The sequence below is a fragment of the Arthrobacter sp. NPDC093139 genome (assembly GCF_044754165.1).
GTDB lineage: Bacteria > Actinomycetota > Actinomycetes > Actinomycetales > Micrococcaceae > Arthrobacter.
The window spans coordinates 179,728-200,883 of sequence record NZ_JBIVOO010000005.1 but is presented as its reverse complement, the minus strand read 5'-3'; the positions used below and the strand labels follow the sequence as shown (position 1 = coordinate 200,883).

The 21,156-nt window shown below is 65.4% G+C and carries 20 protein-coding genes; 6 read left to right on the top strand and 14 right to left on the bottom strand.

Annotated features, from left to right (window positions below):
* The first annotated feature begins 7 nt into the window (after positions 1-7).
* Complete coding sequence (locus ACIP90_RS10580; RefSeq protein ID WP_400579226.1) at positions 8-1,162, top strand: acetate kinase; 1,155 nt, start codon at positions 8-10, stop codon at positions 1,160-1,162.
* 30 nt (positions 1,163-1,192) lie between these two features.
* Here the strand turns inward: ACIP90_RS10580 and ACIP90_RS10575 are convergent, their stop codons facing one another.
* The 3 genes from ACIP90_RS10575 to ACIP90_RS10565 are packed head-to-tail and all read right to left on the bottom strand — an operon-like array spanning position 1,193 to position 4,212.
* Positions 1,193-2,728 (bottom strand): putative bifunctional diguanylate cyclase/phosphodiesterase, encoded by a 1,536-nt coding sequence (locus ACIP90_RS10575; RefSeq protein ID WP_400579224.1) that lies wholly within the window; start codon positions 2,726-2,728, stop codon positions 1,193-1,195.
* Between the two features lie 8 nt (positions 2,729-2,736).
* Positions 2,737-3,162 carry a hypothetical protein gene (locus ACIP90_RS10570; RefSeq protein ID WP_400579223.1) on the bottom strand — a complete coding sequence of 142 codons (426 nt, stop codon included), beginning with the start codon at positions 3,160-3,162 and terminating at the stop codon, positions 2,737-2,739.
* Positions 3,163-4,212, bottom strand: a complete 1,050-nt coding sequence (locus tag ACIP90_RS10565; protein ID WP_400579221.1) for a hypothetical protein — start codon at positions 4,210-4,212, stop codon at positions 3,163-3,165.
* A gap of 205 nt (positions 4,213-4,417) precedes the next feature.
* Between ACIP90_RS10565 and ACIP90_RS10560 the strand changes: the two genes are divergently transcribed.
* Positions 4,418-4,582 carry a hypothetical protein gene (locus ACIP90_RS10560; RefSeq protein WP_400579219.1) on the top strand — a complete coding sequence of 55 codons (165 nt, stop codon included), beginning with the start codon at positions 4,418-4,420 and terminating at the stop codon, positions 4,580-4,582.
* 111 nt (positions 4,583-4,693) lie between these two features.
* Here the strand turns inward: ACIP90_RS10560 and ACIP90_RS10555 are convergent, their stop codons facing one another.
* Complete coding sequence (locus ACIP90_RS10555; protein WP_400579218.1) at positions 4,694-6,346, bottom strand: ATP-binding protein; 1,653 nt, start codon at positions 6,344-6,346, stop codon at positions 4,694-4,696.
* A gap of 137 nt (positions 6,347-6,483) precedes the next feature.
* Here ACIP90_RS10555 and ACIP90_RS10550 point away from each other — a divergent pair, with 137 nt between their 5' ends.
* The gene (locus ACIP90_RS10550) at positions 6,484-6,858 is read left to right on the top strand and encodes an STAS/SEC14 domain-containing protein (protein WP_400579217.1); all 375 of its coding nucleotides are present in this window, start codon (positions 6,484-6,486) and stop codon (positions 6,856-6,858) included.
* Positions 6,859-6,911: 53 nt separating this feature from the next.
* On the opposite strand, the gene ACIP90_RS10545 is transcribed toward ACIP90_RS10550, so the two are convergent.
* From ACIP90_RS10545 to ACIP90_RS10535, 3 genes are all read right to left on the bottom strand, one after another.
* A complete protein-coding gene (locus tag ACIP90_RS10545) occupies positions 6,912-7,715 on the bottom strand; it encodes a class I SAM-dependent methyltransferase (protein ID WP_400579215.1) in 804 nt (267 codons plus the stop codon).
* 191 nt (positions 7,716-7,906) lie between these two features.
* Positions 7,907-10,441 (bottom strand): hypothetical protein, encoded by a 2,535-nt coding sequence (locus tag ACIP90_RS10540; protein ID WP_400579214.1) that lies wholly within the window; start codon positions 10,439-10,441, stop codon positions 7,907-7,909.
* A gap of 7 nt (positions 10,442-10,448) precedes the next feature.
* Positions 10,449-11,129, bottom strand: a complete 681-nt coding sequence (locus ACIP90_RS10535; RefSeq protein ID WP_400579381.1) for a peptidoglycan-binding protein — start codon at positions 11,127-11,129, stop codon at positions 10,449-10,451.
* A 138-nt stretch (positions 11,130-11,267) separates the two neighbouring features.
* Here ACIP90_RS10535 and ACIP90_RS10530 point away from each other — a divergent pair, with 138 nt between their 5' ends.
* Positions 11,268-11,690: a YkvA family protein gene (locus ACIP90_RS10530; RefSeq protein ID WP_400579212.1), complete on the top strand. Its 423-nt coding sequence runs from the start codon at positions 11,268-11,270 to the stop codon at positions 11,688-11,690.
* Positions 11,691-11,693: 3 nt separating this feature from the next.
* Here ACIP90_RS10530 and ACIP90_RS10525 read toward each other — a convergent pair whose 3' ends face one another.
* A complete protein-coding gene (locus ACIP90_RS10525) occupies positions 11,694-13,934 on the bottom strand; it encodes a S9 family peptidase (protein ID WP_400579210.1) in 2,241 nt (746 codons plus the stop codon).
* Positions 13,935-14,590: 656 nt separating this feature from the next.
* Here ACIP90_RS10525 and ACIP90_RS10520 point away from each other — a divergent pair.
* Entirely contained in the window at positions 14,591-14,929 is a 339-nt protein-coding gene (locus ACIP90_RS10520) for a hypothetical protein (protein WP_400579209.1), read from the top strand.
* 54 nt (positions 14,930-14,983) lie between these two features.
* Here ACIP90_RS10520 and ctaD read toward each other — a convergent pair whose 3' ends face one another.
* From ctaD to ACIP90_RS10500, 4 genes are all read right to left on the bottom strand, one after another.
* Positions 14,984-16,735 carry a cytochrome c oxidase subunit I gene (ctaD, locus tag ACIP90_RS10515; RefSeq protein WP_400579207.1) on the bottom strand — a complete coding sequence of 584 codons (1,752 nt, stop codon included), beginning with the start codon at positions 16,733-16,735 and terminating at the stop codon, positions 14,984-14,986.
* Positions 16,736-16,934: 199 nt separating this feature from the next.
* Positions 16,935-17,399: a DUF4383 domain-containing protein gene (locus ACIP90_RS10510; RefSeq protein WP_400579205.1), complete on the bottom strand. Its 465-nt coding sequence runs from the start codon at positions 17,397-17,399 to the stop codon at positions 16,935-16,937.
* Positions 17,400-17,444: 45 nt separating this feature from the next.
* Positions 17,445-17,792 (bottom strand): LuxR family transcriptional regulator, encoded by a 348-nt coding sequence (locus ACIP90_RS10505; protein WP_400579203.1) that lies wholly within the window; start codon positions 17,790-17,792, stop codon positions 17,445-17,447.
* A 162-nt stretch (positions 17,793-17,954) separates the two neighbouring features.
* Positions 17,955-18,374, bottom strand: coding sequence for a hypothetical protein (locus ACIP90_RS10500; protein WP_400579201.1), 420 nt, complete (start codon positions 18,372-18,374; stop codon positions 17,955-17,957).
* Positions 18,375-18,643: 269 nt separating this feature from the next.
* On the opposite strand from ACIP90_RS10500, the gene ACIP90_RS10495 reads away from it, so the two are divergent.
* Positions 18,644-19,066, top strand: a complete 423-nt coding sequence (locus ACIP90_RS10495; protein WP_400579200.1) for an Hsp20/alpha crystallin family protein — start codon at positions 18,644-18,646, stop codon at positions 19,064-19,066.
* Positions 19,067-19,230: 164 nt separating this feature from the next.
* On the opposite strand, the gene ACIP90_RS10490 is transcribed toward ACIP90_RS10495, so the two are convergent.
* Positions 19,231-20,232 carry an NAD(P)H-hydrate dehydratase gene (locus ACIP90_RS10490; RefSeq protein ID WP_400579198.1) on the bottom strand — a complete coding sequence of 334 codons (1,002 nt, stop codon included), beginning with the start codon at positions 20,230-20,232 and terminating at the stop codon, positions 19,231-19,233.
* Complete coding sequence (locus ACIP90_RS10485) at positions 20,210-20,968, bottom strand: histidine phosphatase family protein (protein WP_400579380.1); 759 nt, start codon at positions 20,966-20,968, stop codon at positions 20,210-20,212. Before ACIP90_RS10485 ends, ACIP90_RS10490 begins: the two co-directional genes overlap by 23 nt.
* Between the last annotated feature and the right edge of the window lie 188 nt (positions 20,969-21,156).

The window sequence follows — 21,156 nt, the reverse complement described above, 5'->3', positions numbered from 1 at the left end:
AGGCCCCATGCTCGTGCTCGTCATCAACTCCGGCTCGTCCTCGCTCAAGTACCAGGTGCGTGATGTGGCGTCCCACAGCATCCTCACCGAAGGGCTGATCGAGCGGATTGGCATGTCCACCGGGGGCCAGGGCGACGGCGAGGTGGTCGGTCCCGCCGACCATGCCGAGGCGCTCGAGCTGGTGGACGCAGCCATCCACGAGGTGCTCGGCGGCCGGGAGCTGGATGCGGTGGGGCACCGTGTGGTGCACGGCGGGGAACGGTTCGGCGAGCCCGTGCTGATCGACAACGAGATCACCCGGGCCATCGAGCGGCTCAACCCGCTGGCACCGCTGCACAACCCGGCCAACGTGCTGGGGATCCGCGCGATTTCGAAGAAGTGGCCCGACATGCCGCAGGTGGCGGTGTTCGATACGGCCTTCCACCGCAGCCTGCCCGAGCACGCCTGGCGCTACGCCGTCCCGGACGAGCTTTACACGAACCACGGCATCCGCCGCTACGGCTTCCACGGGACCTCGCACGAATACGTCACCCATCAGGCTGCAGGGCTGCTGGATATTCCGGTGGAAGAGTTCGACGGCGTGATCGCCCACCTGGGGAACGGCGCCTCGGTCACGGCGATCCGGGGCGGCAAGTCCGTGGACACGTCGATGGGCTTTACTCCGCTCGAAGGCCTCGTGATGGGCACCCGCTCCGGCGACCTTGACCCGTCCATCCTCGTGTTCCTGGCACGCACCGGCTGGAACGCCGAGGACCTCGACACCATGCTGAACCGCGAATCCGGGCTCAAAGGCCTGGCCGGCAACAACGACATGCGCTCCGTGGTGGAGGCGGCCGAGGCCGGCGATGCCCGTGCGGCCACGGCGCTCGCCGTGACGTCCTACCGGCTGGCCAAGTACATCGGCGGCTACCATGTGGCTGTGGGCGGGGCGAAGGCGTTGGTGTTCACCGCGGGGATCGGCGAGAACTCGCATCAGTTCCGCGCGATGGTGGGGGAGCGGCTCGGTGCGCTGGGCATTGAGCTCGACGCCGGCCTGAACAGCGAGCGGTCGAAGGAACCCCGGGTGATTTCCACTGCGGCCTCGCTCATTCCGGTGCTGGTGGTGCCCACGGACGAGGAGCGGGCGATCGCGGAGGCCACAGCGTTGGTGCTCACTGGTTGAGCCTGTCGAAAACCGTATGCGCCCGCCTGCTCAGCCGGGCCAGACGTCCTGGTCGGCCAGGCGCTTCGTGAACTCAGCCTCGGGCAGGGGCCGGCTGAAGTAGTAGCCCTGTCCGCTGATGCACCCGGTGCTCCGCAGGTGCTCGGCCTGTTCCGCGTTTTCCACGCCCTCCCACACGGCTTCGAGTCCGCAGGCCCGAATGAGCTGCAGGATGGCGGCTATCAGGGCAGGCTGGGCGGGGTCGCTGCCCAGGGCGGAGAGGAGCGTGCGGTCCACCTTGACCCGGTCCACTGGCAGCCGCCTTAGGTAGCTGATGGAGGAATATCCGGTGCCGAAGTCGTCGATCTCAAGGCCCACACCGAGTTTGCGCAGGCTGGCCAGCGTGTAGCGGTCCAGTTCGTTGCCCTGGATGATGGCCCCTTCGGTCAGTTCCAGGACGAGCAGCGCCGGGTCCATGTCGCTGGCGCTCAAGGCGTCGCGGACATCCTCGATGAACTCAAGGCGCTGAAGATCGGCCGCGGAGATGTTGATCCGCATCGAGAAATCGTGCCTGCTGGTTTCGGGGGTCGTGCGCCAGCGCCGCAGCTGCTCCACGGCGGCCTTGAGGACCCATTTGCCCAGTTCGGAGATGAGGCCCGTCTCCTCGGCAACGGGGATGAACTCGTCCGGCATGATGAGGCCGCGGGTGGGATGTTGCCAGCGGACCAGTGCCTCTACGCCTTCGATCCGGCCGGTGGCCAGTTCAATGACTGGCTGGTAGAACAGCACCAGCTGCGACCCGGTGATGGCCTGGCGGAGTTCCCCCACCAGCTGGTTCCGGAGCTGCCGCGCATGGAGCATGCCCGGTTCGAACACCCGGAGTTTGCTGCGGCCGTCCGCCTTCGAAGCGTACATCGCGATGTCGGCTTCCATGAGAAGGGCCTCGGACGTCTCGCCGCGGTCTGCAATGCGAAGGCCCACGCTGGCCCCGCATCGGATGGTCTTGCCGTCCACTTCTATCGTTCCGCTGAGGGCATCAAGGATCCGGGTTCCCACCACCTTGGCTTGGGCGGGCGAGCTCGCAGGGAGCAGAACGGCAAATTCGTCGCCTCCTAGCCGGGCCACCATGTCGCCCTCACGGACCGAGCTTCGGATCCGCTTCCCTACTTCGGTCAATACGTGGTCACCGATTGAATGGCCAAGCGAATCATTAATGCTCTTGAACGCGTCAAGGTCCAGCAGCAGCAGTGCCGGCGGCAGGCCGTGGTCCTCCGCTTGCGCCTGGGCCTCGTTTACAGCAGTGACCAGCGCAGAGCGGTTGTAGAGGCCGGTCAGGGGATCGGTGAGCGCCATCCGTTGCATCTCCAGGTGGGCTGCCCTGAGCATCTGGGTGCGTGATTCCACACGCTGCTCCAGCTCCTCGTAGATCATCTGAAGGTCTTCAGCGAGCAGATTGGTGCCCATGATCACGGCATCAAGCTCGTCCCTCGCCTCTGAAATCTCAATGCGGGAATGCAGCTCACCCGCCGCGAGCCGCACAATACCGTCGAGGAGCTGCCCGAGCCGAGGATCGCGGTCATCAAACATTTTCGTCACTAAGCCGCGTCCGGACCGGCCAACCAGTCGAGGGCTTCACGGTCCGAGGTGAAGTATTCTGCCCGGGCTGAGGGGAATTCTGCCCCGAGGAGAAAATGCCCAAGCAGCCGGTCCACGGGGCTTTCGCCGACGAGCGCCCAGGCGGACACGCCGTCAATAGCCGCGAAGGTGGCCCGCGCCGTGCGACTCACTGATGCTACGCCGGTGAGATGAAGTACGACGGCGGCCCTCCGGTCTCCGACACGTTCGCTGATCTGCTGGCGCAGTTGAGCGATAGTGGCCGCAGTGAGATCCGCGCCCTGGGGCAGCACCGCCCGGACGGCCAGGTTCGGCAGTACCGTGCAGGCAACGCCGGGGGCCATCGGATGGTTTGTTGCGTCCGGCGTTCTCGAACGTGCGACGGGAACCGTCGTTGCTTCTGACACTTATCCCCCCTGATGGAACCGCTGCTGACGCTTGATGGAGACGAGGTAGTCCCGCACCATGGCGCTCCGCTCCGTTGCGGCAGCCGTATCGAACAGCGTAGCCGCCTCTTCAAGAATCTGCAGCGATTCAGTGTCGTTTCCCTGCTCCATCATGGCTTTGCCCAAGATGAAGGCAGCGTCTGCGGCTGTGTGGCTGGCAAGGATGTGGAACTTGCTGCGGACGGGTGCCAGGATTTGCACTGCAGCGTCAAGGTCCCCGGTGACGTAGTACCAGTGACCGCGGACCAACGCCATCTCCAGGAGGTCGCGCTCGCTGCCGCCCACCACCTCCGTAGCCAGTTCTGCGCGTTCGATGCAGCGGAGTGTGGCGCCGTCGCTGAGCTGGGCCTTCAGTCGCATGTCAGCCGAGGCGCGGTTGAAGCGCGCCCACAGGTCCACATCCCGCGAGGGGGAGAGCCTTTCACCGGCCATATCGTGGTACTCGCTGCCTTCCGTGGCCCGCTGCGTGAGGAAGGCGACGTTGCCGATCACCCAGTAGGCCTTGCCAGCTGTGTCCTCGTCAATGATGTCGGTGAGCAGGGACTCCAGCACCAGGCACTCCCGCCACGCCTCCGCCAACCGACCACTTTCGGCGAGGGCGGCAATGAGGGCCTGCTGCGCCTGGATGTGAAGGTAGACATTTTCGAAGTCGCCGGCCACCAGGCCGGCAGCCATCGATGCCGACTCGACAGCCTCCGGAAGTTTGCCCAACGCCTGCAACGACTGGGCCAGCAGGATGTGGGCGCGGGCGCCTAGATCCGGGACGGACGCGGAAACTGGATGAGCGGCCAGCTTATGCGCAAGCAGTTCGCATTCCTCAAAGGAGCCCTGGTCCCGGAGGCATTCAGCCTGCAGCAGCACCATCTTCCACCACCGGTGCTCATCGCCCGCTGCAATGGCGAGCTCCGCGGCGTGGCCAGCTTGCGTGTAACCAGCAATGTAGTCGCGCCGTTTCCAGCTTTCACGGGCCTCCAGCTCGGCAATCACGAACGGCGACAAATCTTGAGACATCGGCATGATTTCAATTATCCATGGACTGGACCTTGCGTCATTACAGCCACAGCTTGCACGGACTTGTTACGGGACTTTCTTTTACTAAAAAGGGTGGATTTTCTCTAGCAGATAATCCTTGTAAAAACCTTGCAGAAACTTGAGGAAAGAACCGTATACTGTCGCCGTAACCGTATGCACCTCACTATAGGAAAGGAACAGCGGAATGAAGAAATTTGCCGCAACACTTTTGATGACCGGCATCCTGGCGGTGGCAGGTTTCGCTGCTCCTGCTAATGCCGCGCCGAAGCAGGACAAGGACACCACCACGTCCTCATCCTCCGAGACGACCACAGTCACATACTCCCGTGTTGGTTCGTGGCCCAACTAATTCCGGTCTCTAGGTAAAGACGCACTAAAACTGCCCCGGGCCTTATGCTCCGGGGCAGTTTTATTTTGCATCCTGTATGGCTGTTAGAGTCCGCCGCTCCCCAAAGGGTCGCTACTGTTCAGGTCCCGTGACCGGCAGATAAACCGACACTGTGGTTCCCGAACCCAGCGATGACTTCATCTCAAGGGAGCCATTGTGGCGCCGCACAATGTCGTAGGCTATTGCCAAACCCAGGCCGCTGCCCGGCACCGCCGCAGAGGACGCGTTTGACGCCCGATAGAAACGGGTAAAGACCTGGGCAATTTCCTGTTCGGGAATTCCGACCCCGGTATCCGCGACCCGAACGACGGCCGACTGGCTTCCGTCCCCGGCGCGACCCAGCATGACACTGATACTGATCCTCCCGCCGTCGGGCGTGAACTTGATGGCGTTCGCCACGATATTGGTGAAGACCTGTTCGAGTTGCGTTTCGTCCGCCCGGATCTTCACATCCTCGTGGGAATCGGCGCCCATGATGACCACGTTGCGCGCTTCAGCCAGCGGGCGCAGTGCGGCAACCACGATCCGCAGGACCTGGCCCAGCTCCACCTGCTTGAGGTGCAGGCGCCCGGAACCATCCTGCTGTGACACGGTGAGCAGATCCTCGATGAGCCGCCGCAGCCGGTCCGAGTTCCTTGAGATGACCTCCATCATGGATTCGATGCCCGGCGGCACCGGACCACCGGCGCCATCGCGGATCATGTCGAGGTAGGCAGTGATGGAGGTCAGCGGGGTGCGGAGCTCGTGGTTAACGGTGGCGAGGAAGTCGGTTTTGGCCTTATCCAGTTCCCGGAGCTGCTGCAGAACCTGCACCTGTGCGCTGATGAGGTGGCCCTGGATAAGGCTGTGCGCCAGATTTCCTGCAACGTGCTGGACAAGGGCGATCTCGGCGCGTGTCCACTCCCGTGGCGCGTCCAGCTGTGCGATCCAAATGATGCCGAGCGCGGAGTCGTTATCGCCGACAGGGACCAGCACGGACGAGCGCGCAGTGGTGGGCCCGAACCATTCCTGCAGCCCGTCGGCGCGGGGCGGGGCGGGTTCCGCCTGGTGGTCTGCCACCGCCAGGACCTCGGCTTCGGACCACAGGCACTTGGCCAGGTCCCGGGCAGCATCCTCGTAGGAGCCGAGCGAGTCCGGAAGCTGTGACAGGCCCTGCCTGCACCACTGTGAGGTGATCCGGGGGACTCTCGGATCCTGGAAACTGGTGAACCAAACGTGGTCCGCGCCGAGCGACTCGCCAAAACCCCGGACCAGGTGCCCGGCCATCTGCTGCGGGCTGTTGGTGCCGCGGATGGCCGCGGAGACGTTGCGCAGGCTTTCCCGCAGGGCTTCGGCCTCCCCCCGGATCCGGCGGCGTTCCTGTGCCCGCGCGATCAGAGTTTCCACGCGGTGGACCAGTTCCTGCGCGCTGGCGTTTCGGGAAACGTAATCAGCAGCGCCCCACGGCTCCAGCTGGGACAGGTCGAAGTCGTCCGTGAGGTCTACCAGGAGCAGCACCGGTGTGCCCTCCCAGGAAAATTCATCGGTCAGGCGGGGATCAAGCACCACGATGGCGGCATCGGTCCGGGCCAGCTCCATGGCGAGCGTCCCGCCGTCGGACGCTGAATGGACGGTAAAGCCGGCAGCGGTGAGGACGTTTCCCGTGGCGGCCAGCCGGTCCGCGTCAGGAATTGCGACCACAGCTACCCGCGGTCCGGAAACACTCTCCGCCGGTGCCTTTACCACTATGCCCCCCGTGTTGCGCGTCGCCGTGCGGCTACCGTGATTTTCGACTCACATTATCAGCCCCCGCGCCGCATTGGCCGCGGCCCGGGCGGACGGTAGCTTGATAACTGTCTTTCTACACCGCGGAGGTCTCAATAATGAATGCCGATATCAGCGGCCGGAACACGCTGTTTGACCTGATCCTGGACGCCGAAGGCCTCCTTCGGCTCACTTGGGCGCGTGGTGCCAGCATCACTGAAGCGGATGCGGAATCCGCCATGGAGGAGGTGAATGCCCTCTGCGGTGCCCGGTGCCATCCCCTGCTCGTGGACATGGCCACTACGGCTGTGGTGAGCCGCGGAGCGCGCGCCGTATTCGGGCGGCCCTGCCAGGCATCGAGGATCGCGCTGCTCGGCTCCTCGCCTGTGGACCGCGTGATAGCCAACTTCATTCTCGGCATCAACAGGCTTCCGTGCCCCACGAAGTTCTTCACCTCGGAGCATGACGCCCTGGCCTGGCTCAAAGTCACATAGCGGGCACCTGCTGCTTGGGGCGGCTGTTCAGGCGGGCCGTTCAGGGGCCGCGGTCAGCGGGCCTGGAGCACGGCGAAGTATCCCGGGATCCGTTCCGGCTCGTTGGAGGTCAGCGGGCGCGTTTCGATGACGGTTGGCCCGTCCTCCACCACATCCCAGCGGGCCTCGGGGAAAGCCCGTACGCGCTGGGCCGGCCCGAAGCGCCCGGGCATCGGCAGGCCGCGGATCGCAGCCGCGAGGGGCGCCGGTATGCCGTGGCGCGTGGCGCCAAGATGGCTGACGTACTCGACGGCATTGCCCCGGAAGTCTGTTTCGGCCAGGAAGACGCGGCCGTGCTTGCCCACCAGCTGGTGCAGCTGCCCGGCGAGGGCGGCCCGGGCGCGGGGTTTCAGCACATGGAGAACACCGCGGATGAAGAGATTGGCTTCCCCCGGCATGCCGGCGGCGTCCAGCGCCGCGGCGACGGAGCGTGCGGCTCCGGCCGCTGTCATGTCCACTGCCACGAAGGAGATGCCCTCCATTCCCTCGGATTCAGCGCGGGCACGTGAAATGGCGGTGGCGGCCACGTCCACGCCCAGAACGTGGGGGAAGTGGGCGGCCAGCCGCCGGCTGAACGCCCCGTCGCCGCAGCCGATGTCCACGATGGGAAGCTCCGGGTGCATCTGCCGCTTCAGGTGTTCCAGGTGGCCGAGCAGTTCGTGGTCGTCGCCGGAGTCCCACAAGACGTCTCCCTGGGCGCCGGTGCTGGTGATGTTGGCCCAGTACTGGTCCCAGGCCGCGTGCGGATCCTTCGGCGCCTGGGCGGACAGCTTCACGAGTCTGGGGACCAGCAAGTATTTCTTCAGGGATGAGAGCACGGTCCAAATATAGGGCTATTTTGCCGGCGCCATGTGACGGAAAGGGCCGCCTGGGAACCCTGCATGCGGCCTTTTCCGGCAAACGGACGGCGGACGGACCCGCCGCTGCACCGACCCAGGTCTCACATCGACCTAGCCCCTCATCGATCCACGCCCGTCACCGATCAGCGGCTAGGGGACCGGCTCCTCGGTTACGGGGCTGTTCCATCCGGGGTCGGCGTGGCCGTCGCGGTGTCAGCCGGTGCCTCTGCCCCGGCCGGACTCTCCGCCCCGGCCGGACTCTCCGCCCCGGCCGGACCCGGCGCCGGGGCAGGTGCAGGAGGAAGTGCGGGAGCCGTGGACACCGGAGCGGGAGTTACTCCGGAAGGCGCCGGGGCAGGAGGAGCGCCAGGTCCGGTCGCCCGGGGAGCAGGCGCCGGAGTTGCTGTGGACGCACCGGACGGCGGCTGCGTTTGCCCGCTTCCGGTCCTCGGATCCGGGCTTGTGCCTGTCACCGGTGCAGGGCTCGTGCCGGGCGACGCACTCGGGTCGCTCCGGATGATGTCCATGATTTGCTGCTTGTACGCCTCGAGCCGCCCCTGAATCTCGGACAGGGGGACGCCCTGGAGCGTGCGGCCGAACTCGGCGATCTCCTCCCACAGTTCGGCGAGTCGCGCCATGCCGTCGGCACTCAGGGGACCATCCAGCGTCAGGACCAGCTGGCTGGCCAGGGCGTAGGTGAGGCACCGGACGCAGTTGTAGTTTGCGGCTGCCGAGAGGTTCTCCGGCACTACAACGTCAGCCTGGCCGACGATCAGCACCACCTGGAAGCCGACGGCCACAGCTGCGCAGTCTGCGCAGCTGGCGAAGGCGTAAGCTTCGTTGCGCGTATCTACCGGTCCGTCCTCAGCCCAGACGAGCGCAAAGGCGACGTCGTATGTCACCGAACCGTCGGCCGTATTCACCGCCAGGGCCTGGTTGCCGTCCTCCTCAGGTGCCGGAGGCTTGTCGAAAGGGAAAACCCACGATGGCGCCGCGCCCCGCCCGTCCCCGGCTGCGGGTTGAGTTGCCTGGTCACCGGCCCCACGCGGGACCGTTTGGTCACCGGCGCCGGAAAGAGCCGGCGCGTCCTGCCGGGGCACCAGCACCATGCTGAGCTGAGGTTTGTCGCGGGTGGGCAGTTCGGCGCCTTCGGGCCACAGCGCCACTGTTTTACCCTCGCGCCCCTCCTGCAGGGGTGCCCCGGACGGACCTCCTGTCAAAGCAGGGTAGACGGCGGCCGTCGCGTCGAAGAGTGTTCCGCGTTCGTAAGGCTGCACTGGCCGGTACGTGTCAGGTGCGGGCCACCACGCCCACGTGAGTCCGGCAAGGACGGCGGCGACGGCGGCAAGGGCCGTGCCACGCTGCAGCGGCCTGCCGCGGGTCTTCGTCCAGAGGCCAGCGCCCAGCTGGCGCACCAGCCGCACCAGCATGTAGCCGATGCCCAGCAACGGCAGAACGACGGCGATAATCGCCAGGAATCGTACTGCGGCGTCGGCGAAGTTGCCGCTCGTGACGCTGCCGGCGAGAATGGCGCCTTGGTGCTGAAGGCTGGCCCATGCGGTGCCCAGCAGCCGCGGCAGGGCAAGGACCATCAGCACGAGGCTGGCCAGGAGCAGCGGCACGGTGAGCAGGACCCAGGCTGTGATGACAGTCCTCGCCCACGGCTTCAGGGCCTGGGCTTCCGGCTCTGGCTTGCGCCAGTTCCATGGCAGGAGGCCCAGGAGCGTGGGCTTGATGCGTTGGAACAAGTCCGGTACGCCGGTCGCGTCGGCAAGGATGTGGTAGCCATCGAAGCGGAGCAGGGGCAGGAGCTGGCGGACCATCTGCAGGATTTGTGTGAGCACCACCAGCAGCAGCGCGTCGTAGCCCGTGGCCCACCAGAGGCCCATGATGGCAACGGCGATGACCGCGTTGAAGTACAGGCCGCCGAGGTCGGTCAGCAGCCGGCCCCCGCGTCCCAACCGGTATGAGTCCGTGACGTCGGTGAAGAAGGCCGGCCAAATGAGGTAAATGCCCGCTCCCATCGCTCCCGGCGTGGCCCCTCCGCGGCGGGCGGCAGCTGCATGGCCGAACTCGTGGAAGCCGGCCGAGAGGACAGTAATGGCGAAAATGAGCAGTAGCAGGCCGGGGTTGGCGAAGGCGTCATGAGTGGCGGACGCCAGCCCCTTGACCATGAGAACCCACCAGCACGAGGCCACGAAGGCTGCTGTCATTGCCGCCACGATCAGCGGATGGAAGAGCACAGCGAAGGGCGACGTCAGCTTCCGCGTCCGTTCCGGGTCGGTGACCGTGTAGCGGAAGCGCATCCCCAGCAGCGGGTCAGCCTTCCGGACACCAGGCTGGGAACCATCGGCAAGCCGGAGCAGCCCCAGCGGCAGCAGCTGGCCCTCGATCAGCGTTTGAACATTGTCGGCGCTGACCAATTTTCCGAAACGGAGACTCGTGTGTTCTGCGATTTCCGTGGTGTCCCGCTTGCCGTCGATGGCCTCCAGCACGAGGAACAACAGACTGGTCAGCTGGATGGCCTGGCCGTCGGAGCGGCGGACCAGGAACGGCGGTTCCCGGTAGCCGGATCCTTTGGCACTGCCGATCAGCTCGACGCCGTCCGCGCGGACGGGAACCTGGCGTTGATGGGTATCGACGGCGGCAGGGGAGGGAACCGGCGGGCCGTCGGGATGGGACGGCCCGCCGGGCGCAATACTCATCGAGGATTTACTGTTCTAGGTCGGACTGCTGGTCGGCAGTGGCAGCTGCTGAACCATCTATGTTCTGGTTGATGATGGCGTCCTGCTGCGCCACGGCGAAGGCGTCGCTGTCGATGGATCCGATATTGGCTGCCACAGCGGCATCGATCGGCGCGGCCACGTTGGCATTGGCTGCCACGGCGCCGTTGATCGGTGCGGCGATGTCGGCGTCCGCGGCGAGGTCCACATTCACGTTCAGGAGGTCGCCGTCCAGGGCGGCTGCCGGATCCACGGGTACGGCACCGACGTCAGGCAATGCGCCGTCGGGGAGTGTTCCGTCAGGCAGTGTTCCGTCGGGCACCTCGCCGCCGTCGATGACTGTGCCGCCATCCGCCGTCCCGCTGCCCTGGGTGATGGTGCTGTCCTGGGTGGATTCGGCGGTGGCGTCGGCCGTAATTCCCTGGTTGATGATGACGCCCTGATCGGCGAGAGCCTGCGACTCGGAGCCGAAAGAGAGGATGTTGGCCGAGGCTGCAGCGTCAATCGGGGCGGCAACGTTTGCGTTCGCCGCCACCGCGAGGTCGATCGGCGCAGCTGCGCTGATGCCGAGGTCGAGGTCGGCGTTGAGGTCGAGTACTGACGCGACTTCCTTGTCGGGCAGGGCAGTTCCCGCCTGCGCGTTGAGCTCGTCGTCGGAAAGCGGCGTCATGTCCTGTTCATTGCTCACGCTATGCTCCAGTTCCGGCACCGGTTTCCCTGCCCCCAGCGGACAGGTGCACCGAAGATGCCACTGCACAATACTAAGCATGATGACTATCGCCGAGAAGACGCAGGAGGTGGGCGCAGAATGAACTGGTGGGAGCCTGTGATTGCCGTCATCGGCGGGATCGCCTTGGTCTACGCAGTGCTGCTGGTCCTGCTGGCCTTTTACGCCCGTCGTCACCCGGAGACGGTGGGCATGAAGGAAGCCATGCGGCTGCTGCCGGACCTGCTCACGCTGCTGCGCCGACTTACGGCGGATCGGGCCCTGCGGAGGGGACTCCGCGTGCGGCTGGTTCTGCTGCTGGTGTACCTTTTGATGCCGATCGATCTGGTCCCGGACTTCCTGCCTGTGATCGGCTACGCCGACGATGTCATCATCGTGGCGTTCGTGCTCCGCTCCGTCATCCGCGGAGCCGGCAAGGAACCGCTGGAACGCCACTGGCCGGGCAGCCCGGCCGGCCTGGCTCTGGTCCAGCGCCTGGCAGGGGTTACCGTAACGGAGCCGTGATGCCTACTTGAGTCCGGCGCCCGGGAGGAGCTCCGTGGCGCCGAGGGAGTCGGCGATGAAGGCGTAGTCCCAGGCCCGTTCGCGCCACTGCACGTACCGGCCGGAGGCGCCGCCGTGGCCGCCGTCCATTTCGATCTTCATGACGATCGGCTCGGATCCGGTGGTCTTGTTGCGCAGCTCCTGCACCCACTTGGCCGGTTCCACGTAGAGCACCCTGGTGTCGTTGAAGGACGTCACGGCGGCGATCTTCGGGTAGGCGGCCTCGCGGACATTCTCATAGGGGGTGTACGACTTCATGTACTGGTACACCGCGGGGTCGGTGATGGGGTTGCCCCACTCTTCCCATTCCAGCGCCGACAGCGGCAGCTCCGGGTCAAGAATGGTGTTCAGCGCATCCACGAACGGCACTTCGGCCACTATGGCGGCGTACTTCTCCGGGGCGAGGTTGGCCACGGCACCCATGAGCAGGCCGCCGGCCGAACCGCCAAGGGCAGCGATCCGGGCGGGCGCAACCCAGCCGGACGCCGCCAGCCAGTCGGTGGCGGCGATGAAGTCCGTGAACGTGTTCTTCTTGCTGAGCTTCTTCCCGTTCTCGTACCAGTGCCGGCCGAGTTCGCCGCCGCCGCGGATGTGCGCGATGACGAAGACGATCCCGCGGTCCAGCAGCGACAGCCGGGCGATGCCAAAGCCCGGATCCATGCTCAACTCGTAGGAGCCGTAGCCGTAGACCAGGCCGGCCGCGGTGGAGTCCCGGGCAACCGACTTGTGCCGCAGCACGGAGAGGGGAATCCTGGTCCCGTCCTCGGCCTCGGCCCACTCCCGGGTGGCCACGTAGTCGTTCCCGTCGTAGCCGCCGAGCACGGGGCTTTCCTTGCGGAGAAGCAGCTGGCCGGACGGCTGCTCCGGAGTGGGCAGCACAAAATCATAGACCCGCGACGGCGTGAAGTAGGAGGTGTAGCCCAGCCGGATCACCGGGGCCTCGTAATCGGAGCCGCCAACTCCGGCCGTGTACAGCTCCTCATCAAAGGCGGGTTCGACCGGGGCCTCCTGGGAAGGCGTACCGAGCCCCGCCAGGGAGATCACCTGAACGCGCTCGATCGTGTCCTTCCGGACGGAGACCACCAGATGCGTGGAGGTGACCCCCGCGCCGTTGACGCGGACGTCGTCGGAATGCTCGACGGCGGTGACCCACTGCTGCTCGGCCAGCGGCTTTGCCAGTTCGGCCGGGTCCACCAGTGAAACCATGGAGTTCACCGCGTTCCGGTTGTGCGTGATAACGATGCGCTCAGTTTTCTGCCCGTCAGGGCCCTCGAGCAGGAACGGTTCGGCCTCGTACAGGACGCGCTCGTCGCGGGAGATCACGGTGGTAAGGGTGGCGGAGGGGTCGTCAAATCTCAGAAGCCGCGTTTCGCTGTACTCGGAGCAGCCGATTCCCAGCACGAGGTGACGCCGGTCGGAGGAGAGCTCAAAGCCCAGCCACATGGCGACGTCGTCCTCCTGGTAGATCACCTCATCCTCCGAGACAGGCGTGCCCAGCACGTGGGCTTTGACCTGGTACGGCCGCCAGGAATCATCCACCACGGTGTAGAAGATCCGGGTGCCGTCCGGGGAGAAAGAGACGCCGTAGAAAACGTTCTCGATCACGTCCGGCAGCAGGTCTCCGGTGCGCAGGTCCTTGATGCGCAGCGTGAAGCGTTCATCCCCCGAGTTGTCCACGGCGTAGGCGTACAGGTTTCCGTCCACTGTCACTGCCGAGCCGCCCACCGAGAAGAAGGGCTTGCCTTCGGCCTCCACGTTGCAGTCCAGCAGGACTTCCTCGCCAGGAATTTCGACGCCGGCCTCCACCGCCGGGGGCGTCCAGTCGGCCACCCTGTTGCCGGTGTCCTGGGCGCGGACGCGGCACTGGATGCCGTACTCCTTGCCTTCCACTGACCGGCTGAAATACCACCAGCCGTCCTTGCGGTTGGGGACAGACAGGTCAGTCTCCTGGGTCCGGCCCTTGATCTCCTGGAAGATGGCATCCCGCAGCGGTTCCTGGTGGGCGGTGACGGCTTCCTGGTACGCGTTCTCTGCCCTTAGGTGTGCCACGACCTCGTCGGATTCCTTCTCCCGGAGCCATTCGTAGTTGTCCACGAATGTGTCGCCGTGGTGGGTGCGCTTTGCAGGCACTTTCTTGGCGACGGGGGGCGCAGGGGAGGCCGCGGCGGAGTTGTCTGCGGAGTGCTGCAGTGGAGTCTGGGTCATTCCCTCAATATATAGATCCGCCCTGACAAATGGGGCGGCCGTTCGCTACCGGGGGAGAGCGGCAGCCAGGCAGCCGGCTCAGGCGCAGTGTGCCGGGGCCGCGAAAGTGCGTCCCGCCCGAACCCTGTCCCCGCCGCAGGGCGCGGGCGTATCCTGAACTCGCGTCCGCAAACCGGAAACAATCGAGCAGCCGAGGGGCAGCCATGACAATTCCGCCAGTGCACGAACCCGAGCCATTCCCGCCGGAACCGGGTCCCGATCCCATGCGGCCCAATCCGAACGGGCCCGACCCTTCCGGCCCCACACCGCCGCCCAGCCCATTCCCGACCCCCGAACCGCCGGGCCCGCTTCCCGTTCCGGATCCCGGTCCGGCCCCGTTGCGCCCGGACCCCACCAGGGACTAAGCAACTCCTTCCCGCTTGACCCCCACCGTCTTGCACCATTCCGGCGGCCGGGTGGACGTGCTGATTCTCGGCAAGCTCACCGGGCCGCCGTTTTGATGTCCTCGCCTCCCGGAGACCGTGCAGGAAATAGGAAACACGAAATGTTGCGTCAATTCCGCAACATTCGGTCTTTTTGCTGTTACCTGAATCACATTCGGGCTAGTGTGGTTCCCGGTCGCAGCGTCGCGGCCATGCATGAGGGGAGATGTTCTGTTGAACGATAAGCTCAAGGTTTTGGTCCGACTCGATCTCGAATGCGGCGAAGCTCAAGTCGCCGCGCAGGGAAATGTAACCGCCCGAAGCATCCAGGCTCTCTACGTTGTTATGAAGCGCGCCAATCATCTGAGGGAAGGCCTTAAGTTGGTTGTGGACGTCAGCCACGCGCACGTCGAACCGTCCGCCCTGGAGCAGCTCCGCAAGTGCTCGGAATCCCACCACCTGCCGGTGTCGATCGACCCGCAGCAGTCTGAATGCAACGTCCGCGTCCTGGCACCGGCCGACGCCGGGTTGGAAAAGTCCGCGCGGCTGGCATCCCTGGCAGTCGCAGCATAAGCCGGCAGCTACTCTTCGGGACTCGTTAATCGTCGGGGCTCCCTGCCCGCCGGCCTATTCGTCGGGGCTGGGACTCCGTACGTCGCGGGTTCCAATGTCCGCTGCCCCGAGCATGTCGGCGGCCGCGGAATGCGTGGCCTCGTGTTCGCGTACCCGGAGTTCCGGGTGGTGCAGGTCCAGGGACGGCCGTTCCGAACGGATCCGCGGCAGGGATGTGAAGTTGTGGCGCGGCGGCGGGCAGGAAGTGGCCCACTCCAGCGAGGCGCCGAAGCCCCAGGGATCGTCCACCATCACCCTTTCGCGGCTGCGCGCCGTGATGTAGACGTTCCACAGGAAGGGGATCAGTGACGCGCCGAGGAGGAACGAGGAGATTGTGGAGAACTGGTTCATCCCGGTGAAGTTGTCCTCCGGCATGTAGTCCGCGTAGCGGCGCGGCATGCCGAGCACGCCCAGCCAGTGCTGGATCAGGAACGTGCCGTGGAAGCCCAGGAACAGCATCCAGAAGTGAATCTTGCCGAGGCGCTCGTTGAGCATCTTGCCCGTCCACTTCGGCCACCAGAAGTAGAAGCCGGCGAACATCGCGAACACCACGGTGCCGAACACCACGTAGTGGAAGTGCGCCACCACGAAGTACGAGTCAGAGACGTGGAAGTCCAGCGGCGGGGAGGCAAGGATGATGCCGGTGAGGCCGCCGAAGAGGAACGTGACGAGGAAGCCCAGACTCCACAGCATTGGCGTCTCAAACGTCAGCGAACCGCCCCACATCGTTCCGATCCAGTTGAAGAACTTCACGCCGGTGGGCACCGCGATGAGCATGGTCATGAACGCGAAGAACGGCAGCAGCACCGAACCGGTCACGTACATGTGGTGCGCCCACACGGTTACCGACAGGGCGGCGATGGCGATCGTTGCGTAGACCAGGCCCTTGTACCCGAAGATCGGTTTGCGGCTGAAAACCGGGAAGATCTCGGACACGATGCCGAAGAACGGCAGCGCGATGATGTACACCTCGGGGTGGCCGAAGAACCAGAACAGGTGCTGCCACAGGATGGCGCCGCCGTTTTCCGGGTCATAAATGTGCGCGCCGAACTTCCGGTCCGCGCCGAGGCCGAACAGCGCGGCGGCCAGCGGCGGGAACGCCATGATCACCAGGACCGCCGTGACCAGGGTGTTCCAGGTGAAGATCGGAATCCGCCACATGGTCATGCCGGGGGCGCGCATGCAGATGATGGTGGTGATGAAGTTGACCGCACCGATGATGGTGCCGAAACCGGACAGCGCCAGGCCGAACACCCACAGGTCACCGCCGACCCCGGGGCTGAACGTCGTGTTGTTCAGGGGTGCGTAGGCGAACCAGCCGAAGGACGCCGCGCCCTGCGGGGTGATGAAACCGGCTACCGCAATGGTTGAGCCGAAGAGGAAGAACCAGTAGGCCAGGGCGTTCAGCCGCGGGAAGGCGACGTCGGGGGCGCCGATCTGCAGCGGCATGATGACGTTGGCGAACCCGGCAAAGAGCGGGGTGGCGAACATCAGCAGCATGAGGGTGCCATGCATCGTGAACATCTGGTTGTACTGCTCTTTGGTCACGAGCACCTGCATGCCGGGTTCGAAGAGTTCGGCACGGATGACCAGGGCCATCACGCCTGCGAGGCAGAAGAACACGAAGGACGTGATCAGGTACAAGTAGCCGATGGTCTTGTGGTCCGTGGTGGTGATCCACTTGACCACCATCTGGCCCTTGCGTAGCGGCACGGCGGGGGTGGCGCCGGTGGCGGTCAAAACGGCTGGTTGCTGATATCCGGACATCGTCAGCCACTCCTGGGCATCGCGTTGCAGGGGCCCGCTTCTAGTGCTGCGGTGCCGGCCGGAACCAGTTTCGGTTCACGGAACCGACACGATCAGAATAGCCCGCAAAAGTGCGGTGCAACAGTAAAAAGGGCAAAGTGCGGCGGCCCCGCAGAGTTGCAGGGCCGCCGTCGTAATTAATCAGCTGCGTAGCACGGCGTCAGTGCCCGGTCCGCGTGCGCGGAGCGCGAACGCCCTCCCGGGACAGCAGGAGTGCCAGGGCAACCATGCCAACGCCCAGCAGGAAGTGCAGCCAATTGTCCGCAGTGTTAAACGGCACGAAATTGGCCGGGGTGTTGAGGTTGATGATCAGGCCGTACAGCCAGAGGACCAGGTAAATTATTCCGCCGTAGAGCAGGTAGCTCTTTGCCTGGCCAGGGGTGCGAGCCAGGAGCAGGCCGGCAGCCCCGAAGAGCAGGTGAACGATGTTGTGCAGGACGGAAACCTGGAAAACGCCGAGGAGCAGCGCTTCTGAGGTGTGCCCGGCCATACCCAGCGCCCCGAAGTTGCTGGTGATCCCGGGAATGAAGCCCAGGATGCCGACGAGCAGGAACACTGCCCCCACGACCTGGGCTGCACGCTGCAGTCGGCTTCTGGCTCCGGCTGCTGGATTTGTAGTAGCCATTTCCCTTCTCCTTATTTGATTGGCTGCCGAATGGCCGCCAAGACCTCAGACCACCGTCTTGTTGCCGCGGCGCCGCCGCCAAACCAGGGCCACGATGAGGGTGATCAGGACAACGCCTCCGATGAAGTACGGGGCATAGTTAATGCGGGTTGACTCGGACTCGGCGGGCTCGCCCGTTCCCGGATTGGCGGGGTTGCCGGAAGGTGTTGCGGAAGGTGAAGATTCGCCGGTGGGGGAAGGCGTTCCAGCCGCCTGTGCGTTTTCCGGGGCTTCGAGCTGTATATAGGCCGTGGAAGAGGAGCCTGAGGTTGCGGCATGCGATGGCACGGCTAGAGACAGTGAGCCGGCAACCACGGCAAAGGCGGCAAAGGTAAGAACGATCAACCTGCGCATTAATCCATCTCCTTGGTCGATGCTGCAAGAACATAGTAAGCATGATTAGCATTAACTGCTAAGCACCCTTGGTAAATTGCCTGCAGCCGAGATAGTTCCGCGCGGCCCTTTCCGCCCCGCAATAGCGGGTTCCGCGGGGCTCCGGTATAGACGGATGCCGCGTCAGTCGGGAACTTCCATTTGAAAGCCGCAGCCGCACCGCAGCAGCCGGGTCGGCAGGTGGACGTCGTGGATGGTGTGGCGCCGCGGGAGCTCCATGCCGGGAATGCTGCTGCTGCCATAGCTGACCGCCATGGGCGTGCCGCAGTGGAAGTATTCGCCACCGAACTGGAGGACGCCCATCACCTGCCCGTGGCGGTTGAGGACGGCGGCCACCTCATGCACGTTCGCCGGGTGGGCGTAAAAGTAGTCGCATTCAACGCAGGTGTACGAGACGTCAACCATGTCCGCCTGTGGAGGATGCATGGCTTCAATGGACTCGACGATGAGGTGTTCGTCCGTGCGGCATTCGGAGCACCAGAGTCTGTTGGCGGATGGCCGCTGCATCTCTCCTGGTCGGTGGGCGTTGGAGATGGTCGACATTGACGCGCTCCTCTTTGCGGGGGGCTCTGCGCCCTGTCTGCTTGAGCTGAATCTACGCTTAAAATAGCGCCGGCCGGTCTCGCAAGCAAGAGTATGGCCCCAGATTCCGGACTGCCGGACGCCAGCCCTCTGCCGGAGCGGGTGTACGGGGAAAATCTACAAAACCCCTTGCGGAGTCCTGCCTCTGGTGTTATAAAAAATCTATACCAGCCGATATAGATCGGATGGGTAGAACTTAACAGACAGTCTCACCCTTGAGGAGGGAAGCCATGTTGATGCGAACCGATCCGTTCCGCGAGCTGGACAGGCTCGCCCAGCAGGTCTTGGGTACCGCGGCACGCCCGGCAGCGATGCCGATGGACGCGTGGCAGGAGGACAAGGAATTTGTTGTGGCCTTCGATCTGCCCGGCGTGGATGCCGACTCCGTGGATCTGGATATTGAACGGAACGTCCTGACGGTGAAGGCTGAACGCCCCGACCCCGCAGGCAAAGACACCGAGATGATCGCCTCCGAGCGTCCGCGCGGCGTGTTCAGCCGGCAGCTGATCCTGGGGGACACCTTGGATGTCGAAAGCATCAAGGCCAGCTACGACGCCGGCGTGCTGACGCTGCGCATCCCTGTCGCAGAGAAGGCTCAGCCGCGTAAGATTCAGATTGAAACCAAGGGGTCCAAGCACGAGATTGCCGCATAGCCCCGCACAGGACAGGGAGGGTCCGGCGAACGTGTTACTGCCTAATGGGGCGGTTAGCCCGGGAGCACGCCACCGCGCTACATAGCGCACAGGCAGAAGTGTCCGGATTTCTCCCGTGGGGTGTGGCCCCGGGCCTCGGCTCGGGGCCACACCTATTTCCATGGCTACGTGTTCAGCTCCATCATCAGCGGCGGCAGTTCGTCGGCGAGCTCCCGCGCCAGGAACCCCAGGCTCCCCAGCCTGCTGGCGAGCTTGTCCCCGGCCGCGGCGTGAAGGTGCGTTCCCCAGCACGTGGCCTGCGCGTCGGTGGTGCCACGTGCCCGGAGCCCGGCAATGGCACCGGCGAGGATGTCCCCGCTGCCTGAGGTGCCCAGGCCTCCGTAGCCGGTGGTGATCTTCCAGAGGTCGGCAGCTTCGGGGGCGTCGCCGCCGCGCGGGCGGGCGATCAGGCCCTGGCAGCTCACCACTGCCCGGTACTTCTCCGCAATTTCGACGACGGCGGCGGCCAGCCCGTCGTCGTCGGCCCCCAGGTCCGTCTCCCGGTCCAGAAGGATTGCTGCCTCCGTGGGGTTCGGTGTGAGGATCAGGCGGCCGGCCCATGGCCCCAGGTCGTCTAGCAGCTTGGGAAGGCAGCCCAGTGCGTAGGCGTCGAGAATGATCGCGGAGCGGCTTCCGGCGGTGCCGGCGGCGGCGTTGTCGTTCCCAACGGACCGCCCGGCATCGTGCCGGAGCAGCTCGCGCAGCAGCGCCTCGGTGCCGTCAATGTCATCCAGGCCCGGGCCGATCAGCACGGCGTCCGCGGAATCGAAGTCCTCGAACAGAGCCTCGAGGCCGTCGGAGCCGGGGGAGCCGCCGGCGGATTCGCGGAGGCCGATCACTCCAGCCTCCGGAAGCGTGACGCCCAGCTGCACAGCCACGGATTCGGCCACGGCGAGGGTCAACCTGCCTGCGCCGGCACGGAGCGCAGCCGTTCCTGCCAGCAGAACTGCGCCGGGAGTCCGCCGCGCACCGCCGATCACCAGAACAGCGCCGCGCGAATACTTGTCCGCTCCGGCAGCAGGGAGGGGCCAGTCGCGCAGCAGCGACGGCGTGATCAGCGCCGGAGCCGAATCCTCTGAAGGGTCGGCCGCGCCGGACGCCGGCTCACCGCGGGTGGACACTGGCATCCCCTGCGTGCTCGGTCACCTGCACACCCTGCTGTTCGAGGTGGTCCGCCACGTTGAAGCTCTCGAGTGTCCACGGCCCGGTCCCGTCCGGCCGCACGTAACGGGTGACCGATGCGTTGAGGACCGTCGTGCCCGCGGCGAGGTCCAGCAGTTCCCTCTCCGACATGCCCTCCAGGACGTAGCGGAACAGCAGCACCACGGCGTCGTGGCACACCAGCATCACCCGGTGGCCGCTGCCCAGTGTGTTCAGTTCGCCGAGCACCGAGCGCAACCGCAGCGCCACGTCCGCCCAGGATTCCCCGCCCGGCGGGCGGTAATAGAATTTGCCCAGCCACCGCCGTCGTTCTGCCTCTTCGGGGAGCCGGTTCTCCACGCCGAGGCGGGTGAGCATGTCCAGAATGCCGAGCTCGCGGTCCCGGAGCCGTTCGTCCGTGCGGATGGCCACCGGCCAGCCGGCGGTTTCGACGGCGATCGCGGCGGTCTGGTAGGCGCGCATGTACGGGGAGGAGATGACGACGTCGGGACGCAGTTCTTCGGGGACCGGCGCCAGCGCCCGGCCCAGCGCCTGCACCTGCTCCCGCCCCGTAGCCGACAGTTCGACGTCGGCGTCACGGGCGGGGACGTTGATCACGTCCGCTCCGGACTCCTGGGCGGCCGTGGCGGCCACATTGCCCTCGCTCTCGCCGTGCCGGACCAAAATGAGCTCCACTGCTCCCGCGGTCCAGCCTGCCGGCATGGTTCCATCGGTGCGCCGGCTGTCATGGCGCTGCCCGTCGCTGAGCTGTCCGTTGCTGTGCTGTCCGTCAATGCCCACGATTTCCACTCCCGGTCCGCCCTTGGCCTGCGAATGCTCCACGTTACTAGCGACGTACCCGCACTGTCAGCAAAATAACCTGTCCAGGCCAACGGGGCTGACGCGGACGG

Coding starts and splice junctions, on each gene's coding strand:
- ACIP90_RS10540 (WP_400579214.1), bottom strand. CDS start 10,441: ATGAGTATTGCGCCCGGCGGGCCGTCCCATCCCGACGGCCCGCCGGTT.
- ACIP90_RS10530 (WP_400579212.1), top strand. CDS start 11,268: ATGAACTGGTGGGAGCCTGTGATTGCCGTCATCGGCGGGATCGCCTTG.
- ACIP90_RS10500 (WP_400579201.1), bottom strand. CDS start 18,374: ATGTCGACCATCTCCAACGCCCACCGACCAGGAGAGATGCAGCGGCCA.
- ACIP90_RS10575 (WP_400579224.1), bottom strand. CDS start 2,728: ATGTTTGATGACCGCGATCCTCGGCTCGGGCAGCTCCTCGACGGTATT.
- ACIP90_RS10525 (WP_400579210.1), bottom strand. CDS start 13,934: ATGACCCAGACTCCACTGCAGCACTCCGCAGACAACTCCGCCGCGGCC.
- ACIP90_RS10560 (WP_400579219.1), top strand. CDS start 4,418: ATGAAGAAATTTGCCGCAACACTTTTGATGACCGGCATCCTGGCGGTG.
- ctaD (WP_400579207.1), bottom strand. CDS start 16,735: ATGTCCGGATATCAGCAACCAGCCGTTTTGACCGCCACCGGCGCCACC.
- ACIP90_RS10550 (WP_400579217.1), top strand. CDS start 6,484: ATGAATGCCGATATCAGCGGCCGGAACACGCTGTTTGACCTGATCCTG.
- ACIP90_RS10510 (WP_400579205.1), bottom strand. CDS start 17,399: ATGGCTACTACAAATCCAGCAGCCGGAGCCAGAAGCCGACTGCAGCGT.
- ACIP90_RS10505 (WP_400579203.1), bottom strand. CDS start 17,792: ATGCGCAGGTTGATCGTTCTTACCTTTGCCGCCTTTGCCGTGGTTGCC.
- ACIP90_RS10490 (WP_400579198.1), bottom strand. CDS start 20,232: ATGCCAGTGTCCACCCGCGGTGAGCCGGCGTCCGGCGCGGCCGACCCT.
- ACIP90_RS10535 (WP_400579381.1), bottom strand. CDS start 11,129: ATGACGCCGCTTTCCGACGACGAGCTCAACGCGCAGGCGGGAACTGCC.
- ACIP90_RS10565 (WP_400579221.1), bottom strand. CDS start 4,212: ATGTCTCAAGATTTGTCGCCGTTCGTGATTGCCGAGCTGGAGGCCCGT.
- ACIP90_RS10580 (WP_400579226.1), top strand. CDS start 8: ATGCTCGTGCTCGTCATCAACTCCGGCTCGTCCTCGCTCAAGTACCAG.
- ACIP90_RS10495 (WP_400579200.1), top strand. CDS start 18,644: ATGTTGATGCGAACCGATCCGTTCCGCGAGCTGGACAGGCTCGCCCAG.
- ACIP90_RS10485 (WP_400579380.1), bottom strand. CDS start 20,968: ATGCCGGCAGGCTGGACCGCGGGAGCAGTGGAGCTCATTTTGGTCCGG.